Origin of the sequence: Streptomyces roseolilacinus, assembly GCF_014649335.1 — a bacterium.
Classification (GTDB): domain Bacteria; phylum Actinomycetota; class Actinomycetes; order Streptomycetales; family Streptomycetaceae; genus Streptomyces; species Streptomyces roseolilacinus.
Genome location: NZ_BMSV01000004.1, coordinates 328,458 through 344,897, shown reverse-complemented (window position 1 = coordinate 344,897; position 16,440 = coordinate 328,458). Strand labels below are relative to the sequence as shown.

Genomic DNA, 16,440 nt, shown 5'->3' with positions numbered 1-16,440 from the left:
CCGGACCGGTCAGGCCCGGGTCCGGTCCCCCGATCGGGTACCCGCCCCCGGCCGGGGAAATCCCGCGGCGGCGGTGAACGCCGGGCCCCTCCGCTGCTAGGGTGACGTGCGCTCGTCAGAACGAGCCCTTTATTCTTCCATTTTCAACGGGGGTTGAAACGTGAAAATGCGTCATGTTCGCGCGGTGGCCGTCTTCGGCGTCGTCCTGGTCGCCCTGACCGGCGCGCGGGGCTCGGGCGGCGGCAGCTGCAGCGGTTCCGGCTCCGGCGGCAGCTCCAGCAGCAGCTCCGGCGGCTCCGGCTCCGGCGGCCACCAGGACACCGACGGCAACGGTTCCGGCGGCGGGGTCTCCGTGCCCGGCGGCTCGGGATCCGACGCGTCCGCCATGCGGGACATCCGCATCGACGAGTGCAAGCTCGACGCGTCCGGCAAGAACCTCGTCGCGCGCCTCACCGTCACCAACGGCGGCTCGCTGGATTACCAGTACGACGCGACGGTCCAGTTCAAGGGCGCCACCGGCACGAGCGTGCCGTACGCCGTCGCGCGCGTCGACGACCTCGTCGTCCCGGCGAGCGGCTCGAAGACCACCGAGGCCACCACGGCCTACACGGGCACGCAGAACGGCGCCGAGTACACCACGTGCGTCGTCACCAGGGCGCAGCGCACGATGAGCTGAGCGGACGGCACGACGGTGGGGGCCGACCCGTCCGGGTCGGCCCCCACCGTCGTGCGCGGCCGCACACGTGCAGCGGCCGCGACGGCCCCCCCTCCGCGCCGCCGCGGCCGCACCCCGTCGGGTTGGCTTACTTGATCGGCGGCGCCGGCACGTGGTTGTCCATGGTCACGATGCCGTCCAGCGGCGGCGCCGGCACGTGGTTGTCCATGGTGGTGAGGACGTCCTCGACGGTGACGCCGTCCTTCGGCGGGGCCGGGACGTGGTTGTCCATGGTCACGATGCCGTCCCGCGGAGGAGCGGGCACGTGGTTGTCCATCGTCGTGATGATCTCTTCGGGCTTCTTGTTGCTCATGGCGCGTCATCTCCCCTGTGACGGTCGACTCGACGACGCCCGCTCGGCGACTCCCCCGAGGGCCGCCGAACGGGCGTCTAGGGAGCGCTCACCTTAGCGGTGGGCACTTCCCCGGCCCGTCTGCCCCCCGACGCGACGGACCGTGTACCGAGAACGATGCCGGACCCGCATAAACGAATGCTGAACGCCCGCCCTTCCGGCGCACCGGACCGCTCAGGCCGCCGCCGACGGGGTCAGCATGGCCCGTACGCCGTCCGCCTCCGGCGCGCCCAGCTGCTCGTACAGGGCCAGCGCCTCCCGCAGGCAGGCGCGGGCGCGGTCGGTCTGCCCGAGGACGCGCAGCGCCTTCCCCAGCAGCACCAGGACGTTGCCCCGCATCTGGTCCCCGCCGATGCAGCCCAGCGCCAGGGCCTGCTCGGCGTGCTGTGCGGCGCGCGCGGGGTGGCGGGACCTCAACTGGGCCTCCGCGATCCGGAAGTGGGTCACGCCCTCCCAGAGACGCTGCCGGTTCCTGGCGAAGATCCGCAGCGCCTCCGCGAACTCCTCCAGGGCCTCCGCGTGCCGGTCCGCGTGGGTGAGGGCCACGCCCAGCGCGTAGCGGCCGTTCGCCAGGCGCAGGGTCAGCCCCAGCCGGTCGTAGATCTCGATGCCCTGCCGCGCCAGGTCTATGGCGCTGGTCGGGCGGCCGGTCAGCAGGTGCACACGGGAGAGGTTGCACAGGGCGGTGGCGACGCTGGACAGGTTGCCCACCTCGCGCGACCCCTCGGTCGCCCGTACGAGGTGCTCCTCGGCGTCCTCGTGCCGGCCCTGCACGATGGCGATGATCCCCCGGTCGTTGTCCGCCCAGTACACCGGTGCCGGGTCGCCCGCCGCCACCGCCAGGTCGCGGGCGTTGCGGGCCTCCCGGTCGGCCTCGTCGTAGCGGCCCGCCACCAGGTGGACGTTGCCGAGCGTCGTCCGGGCGCGGCCCTCCGTGCGGGCGTCGCCCGCCGCGTGGGCGGCCTCGCACACCGCGAGGGCCGCCGACTCGTACTGCCGGGAGTTCGCGCCGGACTCCGTCAGGTCCTTCGCCGCCCACAGCAGGTCCACCGCGCGGCGCAGGCGGCTGCCCGGCGCGTCGTTGGTCGTGGCCTGGCGGACGCACGCCAGCACGCAGTTGGCCTCCCGGTACAGCCAGTCCTGCGCCGCGTGCCGGTCGGTGAAGGCCAGGCCGCCGTACGTGGTCGGCTCCAGGTGGTCGACCAGGCGGTCCCCGGGGCGTTCGATGGCGTACACGTGGGCCGCCGTCGCCAGGTAGAAGTCCAGCAGGCGGGACAGCGCCGCCTCGCGTTCCGCCGGGGGCTGCTCGTCGCGCTCGGCGCAGGCACGCGCGTAGAGGCGGACCAGGTCGTGGAACCGGTAGCGGCCCGGTGCGGCGGACTCGACGAGGGACGCGTCGACCAGGTTCTCCAGGAGGTCCTCCGTCTCCTGGGGCGGCAGGTCCAGGACGGCCGCGGCCGCCGCCAGCGAGATGTCGGGGCCGTCCGCGAGGCCCAGCAGGCGGAACGCACGGGCCTGCGCGGGCTCCAGCTGTCCGTACCCCAACTCGAACGTGGCCTTCACCGCGAGGTCGCCCGCCTGGAGCTCGTCCAGGCGGCGCCGCTCGTCGGCGAGCTTCGCCGCCAGGACGGACACCGTCCAGGTGCGCCGCGCCGCCAGCCGGGACGCGGCGATGCGGATCGCCAGCGGCAGGAACCCGCACGCCGCGACCACGTCCAGCGCCGCCTCCCGCTCCGCCTGCACCCGCTCGGCGCCCACGATCCGGGTGAACAGCTGGAGCGCCTCGTCCGGGGACATCACGTCCAGGTCGACGAGGTGCGCGCCGGCCAGGTCGAGCATCCGGATGCGGCTGGTGACCAGCGCCGCGCAGCCCTCCGTGCCCGGCAGCAGCGGCCGCACCTGGGCGGCGTCGCGGGCGTTGTCCAGCAGGACCAGGACGCGCCGCCCGGCGAGCGTCGATCGGTACAGCGCGGCCCGCTCGTCGAGGGTCTCCGGGACCTGCGCGTCCGGCGTGCCCAGCGCGCGCAGGAAGGAGCCCAGGACGGTCTCCGGCTCCACGGCCCGGGAACCGGCGCCCATCAGGTCCACGTACAGCTGGCCGTCCGGGAAGTGCGGGCGCGCCTGGTGCGCCACGTGCACGGCGAGCGTCGTCTTGCCGACGCCGCCGATGCCCGCGAGCGCCGACACGGCCATGACGGAGCCCTCGGCCGTGACGAGGAGGTCGCCCAGCTCCCGTACGAAGGAGGCGCGGCCGGTGAAGTCGGGGACCGTGGCGGGCAGCTGGGCGGGCCGGGCGACGGGCGCCTTGCCGGGGGCGGGCCGCTCGACGGGCTGGGCCAGTTCGCTGTCGGCCCGCAGGATGCGCTGCTGGAGCCGGGACAGCTCGGGGCGCGGGTCGACGCCCAGTTCGTCGGCGAGGAGGCGGCGCGTGTCGGCGTACACGGCGAGGGCCTCGGCCTGGCGGCCGCTGCGGTACAGGGCGAGCATCAGCAGCTCCCGCAGCCGCTCGCGCAGCGGGTGGGCGGCGGTCAGCGCGGTCAGCTCGGACACGGCCTCCGCGTGGTGGCCGCACTCCAGGTCCAGGTCGAGGCGGCCCTCGATGAGCTGGAGCCGCCACTCCTCCAGGCGGGCGCGCTGGGTCTCCGCGTACGGCCCCGGCACGGAGGCGAGGGGCTCGCCGTCCCACAGGCCCAGCGCCTTGTTGATCAGCGCCACGGCCTGCGCGCGGTCCCCGGCCACGCGGGCCTTCTCCGCCTCGGCGGCCAGCTCCTGCGCCACGTTCAGGTCGAGGGCGTCCGGCGCGCCCCGGATCGCGTACCCGCCCGACTCGCTGACCAGGACGTCCGGCGGGAGGACCTTGCGGAGGCGGGAGGCGTACGTGCGCAGCGCGGCGAGGGCCTGCGACGGGGGCTCCTCGCCCCAGATGGCGTCGATCAGTTCGGCGGCCGTCGCCGTGCGGCCCTCGCGCAGCAGCAGCGCGGCGAGCAGGGCCCGCTGCTGCGGTGAGCCCGAGGGGAGCGGCTCGCCGTCCCGCCAGGCCCGCACGGGTCCGAGCACCCCGAAGCGCAGGTCGGCGCGGCCGTCCGGCCCGCCTCCCGCGGCCGTTCGGTGCCCGCGGGGGGCCAGGCCGTCTTCCGGTGCCTGACCGCCCGGTACCTGCGCCTGCCGTGGAACACGCTGCTCCGGCACTCGCGGCCCGTTGTCACGGTCCATAGCTCCCCCTGCCCGTACCGCTGGTATCGCCGCTCACAGTCTGCCTTGTCGACGGCGGATGCGTCAGCATCGGGTGACGCTCCGCACGAGGCCGTGACACATCAGACGACCCCGGCACATGTGACGTGTCGCCATATCGGCCGCCGTGGGGGTGTGGTGGGGGGCGGGGGGGGGAGTGCCCCGCCGCGCGGGCCGGGGCGGGCCGCAGGCGCCGGGCGGCGGGGATGTCGGTGGGGTGCGCTTGGATCGGGGCATGCCGATCACACACGACCTCGTCGTACGGGGCGAGGACTGGTACGGGCGGGAGCTGGGCGCCGGCGACGCGTACGCGGGGTGCACCTTCTACGACACGGACTGGACGGAGGGCGTCAGCGAGGGCGCGTCCTTCGACGGCTGCACCTTCTCCGGCGTGCGGTTCAACGCGTCCCGGCACACCGGGTCGGCCTTCACGAACTGCACGTTCCGCCGGTGCGTGTTCTTCGACGCGCGCTTCGAGCAGTGCAAGGCGCTGGGCAGCCGGTTCCACGAGTCGACGTTCAACCTGTTCGCGGTGGACGGCGGCGACTGGTCGTACGCCGGGCTGGCCGGCGCCGACCTGCGCAGGGCCGAACTGGACGGCGTCCGCCTCCGCGAGGCGGACCTGGCGGGCGCGCGGCTGGAGGAGGCCGTGGTCACCCGGTGCGACCTGTCCGGCGCCCGGCTGCGGGGCGCCCTCCTGCGCCGCGCCGACCTGCGCGGCAGCGACCTGTCCGCCCTCGACCCGAGGACGGTGGAGGCGGCGGGCGCCCGCATCGACCTGCAGCAGGCCGCGGTCCTCGCGACGGCCCTCGGCTACGAGGTCGGCTGAGCGGCGCGCCCCGCCCCGTCAGCCGAGCCCGCCCGTCGCCCGGAGGTTCTGGCCGGTGACCCAGGCCCCGTCCGGCCCCACCAGGAACGCCACCACGGCCGCCACGTCGGACGGCTTGCCGAGGCGGCCCAGGGGGGTGAGCCCGACCGCCATGTCCAGGGCCTCCGGCGGGTTCGTCCCGCGCAGGAGGTCCGTGTCCGTCGCGCCGGGCGACACCGTGTTGACGGTGATCCCCCGCGGTCCCAGCTCCACCGCGGCGGCCGCCGTCAGCTGCTCCAGCGCGCCCTTGCTCATCATGTACGGCACGATCCCGCGTCCCGGGCGGCTCGTGTTGAGCGTCGAGACGTTGACGATCCGCCCGCCCTCCGGCATGAACCGGGCCGCGTGCCGGACGGTCAGGAACGCCGCCTTCGCGTTGACCGTGAGCGCCCGGTCGAACAGCTCCTCGCCCGTCTCGTCCAGCGGCGTGGGGGTGAAGCCGACGGCCGCGTTGTTGACCAGGACGGTCGCCTCGCCCGCCGCCGACTCCTCCGCCGCCGTGCGCATCAGCTCCTCCGCCGCGCCCGGCTCGGCCAGGTCCAGGCGCACCGCGCGGGCGGCGCCGCCCGCCGCCTTCACCTCCCGCACGACGTCCTCGGCGGCCTCCCGGTCGTGCGCGTAGTTGAAGACGACCTCCGCGCCGTCCGCCGCGAGCCGTTCCACGATGCCCCGGCCGATCCCCCGCGAACCTCCGGTGACGACGGCGGTCCTGCCCCGTAACACGCCCATGTTCCCTCCCTGCGGTCCGATGCCCTGCGGTGTTGCGAGCCTCCGAATCTAGGGGCCGTCCCCCGGCAGGGGGGCCGTTTTCGGCAACCGCCCGCCCCGCCCCGGCGGGGGCCGCGGACGTGCGGGGCCCCCGGGCCCGCCGTATGGTCGAAACGTGCCGTATGTCCTCCGTCCGAGGAGGCGACATGGCCTCTGCGCCGACCGCGCCGACCGCGCTCATCGCCCGTGACCCCCTGTTCGCCGCCGTGGACGCCCCCGCGTTCACCGCCCGGCACCTCGCCCGGCTGGCGGGTGGCACGCTCGCCGCCGTCCGCGTCCCCGGGTTCCTCGACCCCGCCGGGTGCCGGGCCGTGACCGGGGCGCTGGACCGGCTGCCGACCGCGCCCTACGACCCGGGCCGGGTGCCGACGCCCGTCCTGCGGTTCGGGCCGGCGCTCAACGACTACCGGCTGCCCGGCGGTGGCCTCGACACCGCCCGGTACTGGCCCGACGCCGACGCCGCCCGCGCGACGTGGGGCCGCGCCGCGATCCGCCCCGACCCGGTCGCGCACGCCCTGGCCCTGCTCGGCGCGGCGTGGGGCTCCGCCGTGGTCCCCGCCACCGTCGGCGGCCGGGCGGCCTTCGGCGGCACCCTGCGGGAGATCGACGCCGGGCTGCTGATGCACTACGACGACATCAACCGCGAGTTCCCCGCTGGGCTGTTCGACCAGGACGTCGTCGCCCAGCTGGCCTTCAACCTGTACGTGAGCGTGGCCTCCGGCGGCGGGGCGACGATCGTGTGGCGGCACCGCTGGGAGCCCGCCGACGAGGGGCACCGCGACGCGTACGGCTACCGGCCCGCGGCCGTCGAGGGCCGCCAGCGGGTGGAGCTGCCGCCGCACCCGGGCGACGCGCTGCTGTTCGACCCGGCGCACTTCCACGCGGTGGAGCCCAACCGGGGCCCGGGGCGGCGGATCGCGTTCGCCTTCTTCCTCGGCGTCACCACCGGCGGCCGCCTCGTCGTATGGTCCTGACATGGATCACCTCACGTACGAGGACGTGACGGCGGCGGCCGGGCGGGTCGCCGGACGGGTCCGGCCCCTCGCGGTGGCGCCCGGCGGGGACGGGCGGACGTGGTTCGCCCTGGAGTTCCTCCAGTACACGGGCACCTTCAAGGCGCGCGGTGCCATCAACTTCATCCGCGCCCACCAGGAGGCCGGCACCCTGCCCGAGGCGGGCGTCACCATCGCCTCGGGCGGCAACGCCGGGCTCGCCTGCGCGTGGGCGGCCCGCGCCCAGGGCGTGCGGGCGACGGTGTTCCTGCCCGAGAACGCGCCCGCCGTGAAGGTGGCGCGGCTGCGCGCGTACGGCGCCGACGTGCGGCTCTCGGGCGGCGAGTACGCCGAGGCGCTGGAGTCGTGCCGGGCGTACGCCGCCGGGAGCGGGGCGCTCGCCTCGCACGCGTACGACCACCCGCTCATCGCCGCCGGCGCCGGCACGCTCATGGAGGAGCTGCGCTCCCGCCTGCCGGGTCTGGACACGGTCGTGGTCTCCGTGGGCGGCGGCGGGCTGTTCGCCGGGGTCGCCGCGTCGGCGCACGAGCACGGCGTACGGGTCGTCGCCGTCGAGCCGGAGGACTGCCGCGCGCTGAACGCGGCCCTCGCGGCGGGCGAGGTCGTGGACGTGCCCGTCGCGTCGGTCGCCGCCGACGCGCTCGGCGCCCGCCGGGTGACGCCGATGGCGCTCCACGCGGCGCAGCGCTACGACGTGTGCTCGGTCCTGGTGCCGGACGGCGAGATCGTGCGCGCCCGGCAGGACCTGTGGGAGGAGCACCGCATCGCCGTGGAGCACGCGGCCGCCGCCGCGCTGGCCGGGCTGCGCGCCTACCGCCCCGCCGAGGGCGAGCGGACCGCCGTGGTGCTGTGCGGGGCGAACACGGACCCGGGGGACCTGACGCGCCCCGCCTGACGCCGGGCGCCTGACGCCGGACGGCGACCGCGCGGGGGCGGTCGGCGACCGGGCGGGGAGCCGGTGGGGAGCCCGGCGGGGAACGGAAAAACAAGCACGGGAAATTTTTGAAAGGGGCAAAGCGGACGCCGCTGCGGTTCCCGCATATCGAACGTCGGCCGTCAGGGCCGAGAGAAGCATGGTTCAACGGTGAACAGGCCATGAATTCCTTGTTTCCGGTCCGGTTCCTCCCGCACAAGCAAAGGTGAAGATCGCGGAGTTCGGGCCTCCGGATGTGGAAACCGCAGCACCTACCGTCCTGCTCATGACTCAGGTGGAAGCACGGCCCCCGGCCGGAGACACGGTAAGGAACGTCGCCGCCACGGGCGAGAGCGGCGGCGTACGCACCAAGGGCCTCGGCGGCAACTCCGTCGGGCTGACGGGCGGTGCCGTCATCGGCATCTCGACCGTCGCCCCGGTCTACTGCCTGACCTCGACGCTGGGCCCCACGGTCGGCGAGGTCGGCCTCCAGATGCCCGCGATCTTCCTCGCCGGGTTCCTCCCCATGCTGCTCGTGGCCTTCGCCTACCGCGAGCTGAACAGGGCCGTCCCCGACTGCGGCACCTCCTTCACCTGGTCGGTGAAGGCGTTCGGCCCGAAGGTCGGCTGGATGTGCGGCTGGGGCCTGCTGGTCGCCACCGTGGTCGTCCTGTCCAACCTGGCCGGTGTCGCCACATCCTTCTTCTGGCTGACCGCCGGCGAGATCACCGGCGACCCGTCGATCGCCGCCCTCGACGGGAACAAGACCGTCCACATCCTCACCACCCTCGCCTTCGTCGCCGCCGCGACGGTCGTCAGCTACCGGGGCATCACCGCCACGAAGTGGCTCCAGTACGCCCTCGTCGGCCTCCAGCTGGCCGTGATCGTCCTGTTCGCCGTGACGGCCGTGACGAAGGCCGACGAGGTGGCCGGCTCCCTGTCCTTCTCCTGGACCTGGATGAACCCCTTCGCGGTGGACTCCTTCGCCGCCTTCACCGCCGGGCTCTCCCTGTCGATCTTCATCTACTGGGGCTGGGACACCTGCCTGTCCGTGAACGAGGAGAGCGTCGGCAGCGCCCGCACGCCCGGCCGGGCCGCCCTGCTGGCCATCGTCGTGATCGTCTCCTCGTACCTGGTGGTCGCCGTCGCCGTGCAGATGTACGCGGGCGTCGGCGAGAAGGGCCTGGGCCTGGGCAACCCGGAGACCTCCGACAACGTCTTCGCCGCGCTCGCCTCCCCGGTCATGGGCTCCGGGCTCGGCATCCTGCTGTTCGTCGCCGTCCTCGCCTCCGCCGCGGCCAGCCTCCAGACGACGTTCATCCCCGTCGCCCGCACGGCGCTCGCGATGTCCACGTACGAGGCGTTCCCGCCGGCCTTCTCCAAGGTCCACCCCGTCCACAAGACCCCCGGCCGCGCGACCGTCGTCGCCGGTGTCGCGACGGGCGTCTTCTACTCGGTGATGACCCTCGTCAGCGAGAACGTCCTGGTCGACACGATCTACGCGCTCGGCCTGATGATCTGCTTCTACTACGCGATCACCGCCTTCGCCTGCGTCTGGTTCTTCCGCCGCGAGCTGACCCGCTCGGCCCGCGACCTGCTGGTCAAGGGCGTCCTGCCGGGCCTCGGCGGGCTGATGCTGACGGCCGTCTTCGCCCAGACCCTCACGGACATGTGGGACCCGGCGTACGGCAGCGGGTCGTCGGTCCTCGGCGTCGGCTCGGTCTTCGTCATCGGCGTCGGACTGCTGCTCGTCGGCGTGCTCCTGATGGCGGTCATGCACCGCCGCAGCCCGGCGTTCTTCCGCGGCGAGGTGCTGACCAAGGAGACGCCCGCGCTGGTCGTCGAGGACTGAACCCCGCCCCTCCCACCCCCCACCTGAGCCACCGCGCGGCCGGAGCCCCCCCGGGGCCCCGGCCGCGCGGCGTTCCCGCCCCGCGCCCCCGGCCGGGCGGGCCGGATCGCCGGTCCGTACGCGCTTCCCGTGCGGCCCCGGCGCCGGGGGTGCAGGGTGGACGTATGTACGACCTCTACGCCATCGCCGAGGAACACCTGGTCGCCGCCCACCGCTCGGAGCACGGGCGCAGCGCCAACCTGCTGCTGCGGGAGCGGCCGCTGCGGCAGACGGTCATCGCGCTCACGGCCGGCACCAGGCTCGACGAGCACAACGCGCCGCCCGCGGCGTCCCTGCAGGTGCTGCGCGGGGTCGTGAAGCTGAAGACCGCGTCGGAGGAGGTGGAGCTCACGATGGGCGACCTCTTCCTGATCCCGCCGGAGCGGCACAGCCTGGTGGCGGTGACGGACACGGCGTTCCTGCTGACCGCGGTCAACGACTGACGCCACCCCGGGGGGCGGGGCGGGGACCGCGCGGCCCGCACGCCGGACCGTCAATCCGTTCGACACGGGTGCCGGGCGGCGGCGAGCATGCGGGGATGACACGCACCGACCTGCCCCCCACCCGGGACGAGCGCGCCCACCTGCTCACCTTCCTCGACTACGTCCGCGACACCGCCGTCGCCAAGTGCGACGGCCTCTCCGAGGAGGACGCGCGCGGGGCGCCGCTGCCGCACTCCCCGCTCATGACGGCCGCCGGACTGATCAGCCATCTGCGCTGGGTGGAGCACTACTGGCTGGACGTCGTCTTCCTGGGCGGCGAGGACCACACCCCGTGGACCGCCGAGGACCCCGACCGGGAGATGCGGATCGCCCTCGACGTCCCCCTGCCGCGACTGCTCGCCGACTACACCGGGCAGAGCGACCGCCTCCGCCGGCTGGTCGCCGGGCACGACCTCGACACCGAGGCGAAGCAGCCCGTCCGGGACGGCGTCCGCGTCACGCTGCGGTGGATCCTCCTGCACCTGATCGAGGAGACCGCCCGCCACAACGGCCACCTCGACGCGATCCGCGAACTGACCGACGGACGCACCGGCGTCTGAGGGCGTACGACCACCCCTCCCGCCCCGCGGGCCCGTCCGCCGCGGGACGGCGGCCGCGGGGGCGGACGGGCACACGCCGGTGCCGGTGCCGGGCCCGCCCGGACGGGGGTCCGGCACCGGCCGCCGTCACGACGCCGGGGTGATCCGGAGGAAGCCCGCCACGCACATGCGCTTGACCAGGCGCGTCTGGAGCGGGGTCAGGCGCGGGGCGATCTCCCCGTACTTGACCGGGCCGGCGCTCAGCAGGGCCCACAGCTCGTCCACCCCGTCGCGGCGCGGGTCCGCGTCGACGGTGGGGCCGTGCGGGTCCTCCGTGGAGTGGATCCGCCTGCACGGGACCGTGCCGCGCAGCGGCGACGGAGCCGACGCGGCGTTGGTGAGGGGGTTGCGCCAGTAGTCCGCCATGCCGTCGAGGACCGCGGGCGGCAGCTGGACCGTGGCCGGCGGGTGGGTCGCCTTGAACCCGGGCACCACCAGCGTCACGCTGTCGCGGATCGCCGTGTTCGGCGCCAGCGCCACCACCGCGTCGCCGGTCAGGCCCGCAGGGTCGGCCAGCGCGGTCGCCGCCAGGTAGGGGCCCGCCGCGTCCAGGTCCTCGATCCTGCGGGAGCCGTGCGTCAGCACCTCCAGCAGCGTCGGCTGGAACGAGGTGTTGAGCAGCGCGTCGAACGTCTGCTCGCGGATGCCGAGGTCGGCGCCCGTCCCGCGGGTGTTCCAGTAGACGCTGCCCGGGTTGTTCTTCGCGATGGCGTGGTACCACTGGTCGATCATCAGGGCGAACGTCTCGGCCGTGCCGTGCCACTTGTCGTTGTAGTCCTGCCACAGGGCCCGCCGGTCCACCTCGTCGAGCCCGCCGCCGACGGTCTCGCCGATCAGCAGCGCCGCCGCCGACGCCTGCGTCAGCGCGACCGCGACGCCCGACGAGAACAGCGGGTCCACGAAGAACGCCGCGTCGCCCACCAGCAGGTGCCGCTCGTCGTAGTCGGCGAACTCCTCGCTCACCCGCGAGTAGTTGGTCGCCGTCAGCATGTCCTCCGCGACCGGTACGGCGTCCTGGATCAGCTCCTCGAGGTACGGGACCCGGCGCACCGTCTCCAGGAACGTCCTCTGGTCGGTGAAGTCCCGGCCCGGCTCCTTCAGGACGGCCGGGTTCGTCACGATGCCGACCGAGTGGGTCAGGACCCGCTTCCCGTCGACGACCTTCGGGACGGGGATGTACCAGCACCAGCCGTCGCGGAAGGCGAAGCAGCCGATCGGGGACAGGTTGTCGTCGGTGAAGATGTTCCAGTCCGCCGCGAGGTTCTGGGTCTGCCGGCCGCCGGTGAAGTGCTGCCAGATGGCGATGTTCTTGAAGTGGGACAGCCAGCCCCGCTTGTTGCGGGCCGCGGAGACGCTGCTCTGCCGGCCCGACGCGTCCACGAAGTAGCCGGCCCGCACGGCCGTGCCGTCCCCGAGGCGCACCAGGCCGCCCCGGTCGCCCGGTTCGTACGCGGTGACGGCGACGCCCTGGAAGACCTCCACCCCCACGTCGGCGGCGTGGTCCAGCAGGATGTGGTCGAACTCGGCGCGGTTGACGTGCATGGTCCACCGGTGCACGCCGTCCTTCTCGAACGGCGCCTGGTCGAAGAGGGCCACGCTCGGCCGCTCGGGGTCCCAGGCGTAGACGCCCCCGAACTTCTTCACCCAGCAGGGGCTGGCGAGGACCTTCGCCAGCGCACCGCTCTCCTGGAGCGCGGGGACGACGGGGTGGGCGAAGGACTCGCCGATGTGCTCGCGGGGGAAGACCTCCCGGTCGAAGATCGCTATCCGCAGGTCGGTGCGCTGGGCCAGCAGGGCTCCGAGGGTGGACCCGGCCGGGCCACCACCCATGATCACGACGTCGTAGTACTCCCGCACGTGTCTGAACCTTTCGTTCGCTGGTACGTGGATGTGCCGGTGACGTGGGCGTGCCGGAAACGAGGGGTGGGGGAGTGGGGGGACGGCTCCGGGCCGCGCGGGCGCGGAGCGGCGGAGAGCGCGTACGGGCGGGGGAGGGGCGGCCCGGACGGCCGCGGGCACCGGTCGCTCGGTCCCTAGCGGACCGCGGGGCGCGCGCGGGGCGCGTCGTCCCCGCCGGGCGAACTGGTCGGACCACTGCGCGCCATGATGCGAAACCCCCGTCCCGCACCCCCTCCGGGGGGCGACGTGACGACCGTACGTTCCCCGGGGGTCCCCGTCCACAGGGGCCTGAACGCGCGCCCGCCGGTCCGCCGCCGAGCGGCTGCCGCCGGGCCGCCGGGCGGTGGCCCCGCCGCTTCCGGACAGCTGTGCGCGCCGCCTCCGGGACCGCTCGTATCCTCGGGGAATGACCTCCACGGGAACCGGAAGCCGACCGACCGACAACGCCATGCGCCGCGCGCTGAGGCGGGCGAGGGACGGGGTCGCGCTCGACGTCACCGAGGCCGCCGTCCTGCTCCGGGCGCGCGGCGCCGACCTCGACCAACTGGCCGCCTCGGCCGCCCGGGTGCGCGACGCGGGGCTCGCCGAGGCGGGCCGGCCCGGTGTCATCACGTACTCGAGGAGCGTCTTCGTCCCCCTCACCCGGCTGTGCCGCGACACCTGCCACTACTGCACGTTCGCGACCGCGCCGGGCAAGCTGCGCCGCGCCGGGCACGGGATGTTCCTGTCGATGGACGAGGTCCTCGACATCGCCCGCAAGGGCGCCGCGCTCGGCTGCAAGGAAGCGCTGATCACGCTCGGCGACAAGCCGGAGGACCGCTGGCCCCAGGCGCGGGAGTGGCTGGACGCGCACGGCTACGACGACACCCTCGCGTACGTGCGGGCCGTCTCCATCCGGATCCTGGAGGAGACCGGGCTGCTGCCCCACCTCAACCCGGGCGTCCTGTCGTGGACGGACTTCCAGCGGCTCAAGCCCGTCGCGCCGTCCATGGGCATGATGCTGGAGACCACCGCCGAACGGCTCTGGTCCGAGCCCGGCGGCCCCCACCACGGCTCGCCCGACAAGGAGCCGGCGGTGCGGCTGCGGGTGCTGGAGGACGCGGGCCGCTCGTCCGTGCCGTTCACCAGCGGGCTGCTCATCGGGATCGGCGAGACGTACGAGGAGCGCGCCGAGTCGCTGTTCGCGCTGCGCCGCGTGGCCCGCGCGTACCACGGCATCCAGGAGCTGATCATCCAGAACTTCCGCGCCAAGCCGGACACGGCGATGCGCGGCGCGCCCGACGCGGACCTGGACGACCTGGTGGCGACGGTCGCCGTGGCCCGGCACCTGCTCGGCCCGTCCGCCTGCCTCCAGGCCCCGCCGAACCTCGTCGACGAGGCGTACGGGCGGCTCATCGGCGCGGGCATCGACGACTGGGGCGGGGTCTCCCCCGTCACCATCGACCACGTCAACCCGGAGCGGCCCTGGCCGCAGATCGAGGTGCTCGCCGAGCGGTCCGCGGCCGCCGGCTTCGAGCTGCGCGAACGGCTGTGCGTGTACCCGGAGTTCGTGCTGCGCGGCGAGCCGTGGCTGGACCCGCGGCTGCTGCCGCACGTCACCGCGCTCGCCGACCCGGACACCGGGCTCGCCCGGCCGGACGCGGTGCCGAGGGGGCTGCCCTGGCAGGAGCCCGACGAGGCGTTCACCGCGGCCGGCCGCACCGACCTGCACCGCACCATCGACACCGAGGGCCGCACGCACGACCGGCGCGACGACTTCGACGCCGTGTACGGCGACTGGGACGCCCTGCGGGAGGCCGCGGCGCCCGGCCTCGTGCCGCAGCGCGTCGACACCGACGTACGGGAGGCGCTGGCCACCGCGGCGGACGACCCGACGCGGCTGACCGACGCGCAGGCGCTGGCGCTGCTGCACGCCGACGGCCCGGCGCTGGACGCCCTGTGCCGGATCGCCGACGACGTGCGCAGGGCGGCCGTCGGCGACGACGTCACGTACGTCGTCACCCGCAACATCAACTTCACGAACGTCTGCTACACCGGCTGCCGCTTCTGCGCCTTCGCCCAGCGGCGCACGGACGCCGACGCGTACACCCTCTCCCTGGAGCAGGTCGCCGACCGGGCCGCGCAGGCGTGGGACGTGGGCGCGGTCGAGGTGTGCATGCAGGGCGGCATCCACCCGGACCTGCCGGGCACCGCCTACTTCGACATCGCGCGGGCCGTGAAGGAACGCGTGCCGGGCATCCACGTGCACGCCTTCTCACCGATGGAGGTCGTCAACGGCGCGACCCGGACGGGCCTGTCGATCCGCGACTGGCTGTCCGCCGCGCGGGAGGCCGGGCTCGACTCGATCCCCGGCACGGCCGCGGAGATCCTCGACGACGAGGTGCGGTGGGTCCTCACCAAGGGCAAGCTGCCCGCCGCCACCTGGATCGAGGTCGTCCGGACGGCGCACGAGCTGGGCATCCGGTCCTCGTCGACGATGATGTACGGGCACGTGGACCAGCCCCGGCACTGGCTCGGCCACCTGCGGACGCTGGCCCGGCTCCAGCAGGAGACCGGCGGGTTCACCGAGTTCGTGACGCTGCCGTTCGTCCACACCAACGCGCCCGTGTACCTGGCGGGGATCGCCCGGCCCGGCCCGACCGTCCGCGACAACCGGGCGGTCACCGCGATGGCGCGGCTGTTGCTGCACCCGCACATCCCGAACATCCAGACCAGCTGGGTGAAGCTCGGCGCGGACGGCGCGGCGGAGATGCTGCGGTCCGGGGCGAACGACCTGGGCGGCACGCTGATGGAGGAGACGATCTCCCGCATGGCCGGGTCCGGTTACGGCTCCTACAAGTCGGTGCGGGACCTCGTCGCCATCGCGGAGGCGGCGGGCCGCCCGGCGCGGCCGCGCACGACGCTGTACGGCGAGGTGCCCGAGGAGCGGCGGGCGGCGGCCGCGGCGTCGGACGGGCACCTGCCGGAGCTGCTGCCCGTCCTGTCGGAGTGACCCCGCGAGGGGGGAGGGGCGGCCGGGGTTCGTCAGGGGCCCCGGCCGCCCCCGTTCAGGCGGCGGACTCCGCCGACTTCAGCAGGTGCGTGAGGTTCTGCCGGGCCCGGTTGACCCGGGAGCGCACCGTGCCGATCGGGCAGCCCGCGATCGAGGCGGCCTCCTCGTAGGAGAGGCCCTTGACCTGGGTGAGGATGAACGACTCGCGGCGCGGCCGGTCGAGCGACTCCAGCAGGTCGAGCAGGGCCACGCCCTCGTCGAAGCCGGGCAGTCCCGTCTGCTGGGTGCGCTCGGCGGCCGCCTGCCAGTCGGCCGTGTCGGCGAGGCGGGGGCGGGCGGCGTTCGACCGGTAGCGGTCGACGACGACCCGGCGGGCGATCGACAGCAGCCAGGTCCGGGCGTGGCAGCGCGCCGCGAACCGGGGGAGGCTGCGCAGGGCCCGCAGGTAGGTCTCCTGGGTGAGGTCGTCCGCGCTGTGGGCGTCGCCGCAGGCGCGGGTGATGAACCGCCAGACGTGCAGGTGGGTCGCGGCGATGAACTCCTCCGTCGCCGTGGCGTCGCCGCGGGCGGCGGCCAGGGCCCAGTCGGTGATCTGCTCGTCGTCGGGAACGGCGGCACGGTCGCGTACGCCACTGAGGTGGGTGGGCATGGAAACGTCCTTCGTTGCTGCGCGCCGCAGCCGGACGCGGGGGCGTCCGGCCACGCGTGCCCGCCGCC

At 74.5% G+C, this 16,440-nt stretch carries 13 protein-coding genes; 8 read left to right on the top strand and 5 right to left on the bottom strand.

Translation table 11 applies throughout. The features are described from left to right. Positions 1-166: 166 nt before the first annotated feature. Positions 167-676 (top strand): hypothetical protein, encoded by a 510-nt coding sequence (locus IE106_RS11735; RefSeq protein ID WP_229840297.1) that lies wholly within the window; start codon positions 167-169, stop codon positions 674-676. A gap of 127 nt (positions 677-803) precedes the next feature. On the opposite strand, the gene IE106_RS11730 is transcribed toward IE106_RS11735, so the two are convergent. Further along, the gene (locus tag IE106_RS11730; protein ID WP_189532730.1) at positions 804-1,028 is read right to left on the bottom strand and encodes a hypothetical protein; all 225 of its coding nucleotides are present in this window, start codon (positions 1,026-1,028) and stop codon (positions 804-806) included. A gap of 213 nt (positions 1,029-1,241) precedes the next feature. Then, a complete protein-coding gene (afsR, locus tag IE106_RS11725) occupies positions 1,242-4,280 on the bottom strand; it encodes an SARP-family global regulator AfsR (RefSeq protein ID WP_189532727.1) in 3,039 nt (1,012 codons plus the stop codon). A gap of 253 nt (positions 4,281-4,533) precedes the next feature. Between afsR and IE106_RS11720 the strand changes: the two genes are divergently transcribed. After that, positions 4,534-5,127, top strand: coding sequence for a pentapeptide repeat-containing protein (locus IE106_RS11720; protein ID WP_189532725.1), 594 nt, complete (start codon positions 4,534-4,536; stop codon positions 5,125-5,127). Positions 5,128-5,145: 18 nt separating this feature from the next. Here IE106_RS11720 and IE106_RS11715 read toward each other — a convergent pair whose 3' ends face one another. Then, positions 5,146-5,895 (bottom strand): SDR family oxidoreductase, encoded by a 750-nt coding sequence (locus IE106_RS11715; RefSeq protein WP_189532723.1) that lies wholly within the window; start codon positions 5,893-5,895, stop codon positions 5,146-5,148. Between the two features lie 185 nt (positions 5,896-6,080). On the opposite strand from IE106_RS11715, the gene IE106_RS11710 reads away from it, so the two are divergent. The 5 genes from IE106_RS11710 (at position 6,081) to IE106_RS11690 (ending at position 10,793) form a co-directional block, all read left to right on the top strand. Continuing rightward, positions 6,081-6,908 carry a 2OG-Fe(II)-dependent halogenase WelO5 family protein gene (locus IE106_RS11710; protein ID WP_189532722.1) on the top strand — a complete coding sequence of 276 codons (828 nt, stop codon included), beginning with the start codon at positions 6,081-6,083 and terminating at the stop codon, positions 6,906-6,908. A gap of 1 nt (position 6,909) precedes the next feature. After that, entirely contained in the window at positions 6,910-7,842 is a 933-nt protein-coding gene (locus tag IE106_RS11705; RefSeq protein WP_189532721.1) for a serine/threonine dehydratase, read from the top strand. Positions 7,843-8,146: 304 nt separating this feature from the next. Further along, a complete protein-coding gene (locus tag IE106_RS11700; RefSeq protein WP_189532720.1) occupies positions 8,147-9,712 on the top strand; it encodes an APC family permease in 1,566 nt (521 codons plus the stop codon). A gap of 164 nt (positions 9,713-9,876) precedes the next feature. Beyond that, the gene (locus IE106_RS11695; RefSeq protein WP_189532719.1) at positions 9,877-10,194 is read left to right on the top strand and encodes a cupin domain-containing protein; all 318 of its coding nucleotides are present in this window, start codon (positions 9,877-9,879) and stop codon (positions 10,192-10,194) included. A gap of 95 nt (positions 10,195-10,289) precedes the next feature. Further along, on the top strand, positions 10,290-10,793 hold the full coding sequence (locus IE106_RS11690; RefSeq protein ID WP_189532718.1) for a DinB family protein: 504 nt from the start codon (positions 10,290-10,292) through the stop codon (positions 10,791-10,793). 126 nt (positions 10,794-10,919) lie between these two features. Here the strand turns inward: IE106_RS11690 and IE106_RS11685 are convergent, their stop codons facing one another. Continuing rightward, positions 10,920-12,689 (bottom strand): NAD(P)/FAD-dependent oxidoreductase, encoded by a 1,770-nt coding sequence (locus IE106_RS11685; protein ID WP_229840296.1) that lies wholly within the window; start codon positions 12,687-12,689, stop codon positions 10,920-10,922. Positions 12,690-13,137: 448 nt separating this feature from the next. On the opposite strand from IE106_RS11685, the gene IE106_RS11680 reads away from it, so the two are divergent. Next, complete coding sequence (locus IE106_RS11680; RefSeq protein ID WP_189532716.1) at positions 13,138-15,723, top strand: bifunctional FO biosynthesis protein CofGH; 2,586 nt, start codon at positions 13,138-13,140, stop codon at positions 15,721-15,723. 55 nt (positions 15,724-15,778) lie between these two features. Here IE106_RS11680 and IE106_RS11675 read toward each other — a convergent pair whose 3' ends face one another. Next, positions 15,779-16,372 carry a sigma-70 family RNA polymerase sigma factor gene (locus IE106_RS11675; RefSeq protein WP_189532714.1) on the bottom strand — a complete coding sequence of 198 codons (594 nt, stop codon included), beginning with the start codon at positions 16,370-16,372 and terminating at the stop codon, positions 15,779-15,781. Between the last annotated feature and the right edge of the window lie 68 nt (positions 16,373-16,440).

Bases quoted from the DNA above. Each gene is read 5' to 3' on its own strand.
- IE106_RS11735 (WP_229840297.1), top strand. From the start codon at position 167: ATGCGTCATGTTCGCGCGGTGGCCGTCTTCGGCGTCGTCCTGGTCGCC.
- IE106_RS11730 (WP_189532730.1), bottom strand. From the start codon at position 1,028: ATGAGCAACAAGAAGCCCGAAGAGATCATCACGACGATGGACAACCAC.
- afsR (WP_189532727.1), bottom strand. From the start codon at position 4,280: ATGGACCGTGACAACGGGCCGCGAGTGCCGGAGCAGCGTGTTCCACGG.
- IE106_RS11720 (WP_189532725.1), top strand. From the start codon at position 4,534: ATGCCGATCACACACGACCTCGTCGTACGGGGCGAGGACTGGTACGGG.
- IE106_RS11715 (WP_189532723.1), bottom strand. From the start codon at position 5,895: ATGGGCGTGTTACGGGGCAGGACCGCCGTCGTCACCGGAGGTTCGCGG.
- IE106_RS11710 (WP_189532722.1), top strand. From the start codon at position 6,081: ATGGCCTCTGCGCCGACCGCGCCGACCGCGCTCATCGCCCGTGACCCC.
- IE106_RS11705 (WP_189532721.1), top strand. From the start codon at position 6,910: ATGGATCACCTCACGTACGAGGACGTGACGGCGGCGGCCGGGCGGGTC.
- IE106_RS11700 (WP_189532720.1), top strand. From the start codon at position 8,147: ATGACTCAGGTGGAAGCACGGCCCCCGGCCGGAGACACGGTAAGGAAC.
- IE106_RS11695 (WP_189532719.1), top strand. From the start codon at position 9,877: ATGTACGACCTCTACGCCATCGCCGAGGAACACCTGGTCGCCGCCCAC.
- IE106_RS11690 (WP_189532718.1), top strand. From the start codon at position 10,290: ATGACACGCACCGACCTGCCCCCCACCCGGGACGAGCGCGCCCACCTG.
- IE106_RS11680 (WP_189532716.1), top strand. From the start codon at position 13,138: ATGACCTCCACGGGAACCGGAAGCCGACCGACCGACAACGCCATGCGC.
- IE106_RS11675 (WP_189532714.1), bottom strand. From the start codon at position 16,372: ATGCCCACCCACCTCAGTGGCGTACGCGACCGTGCCGCCGTTCCCGAC.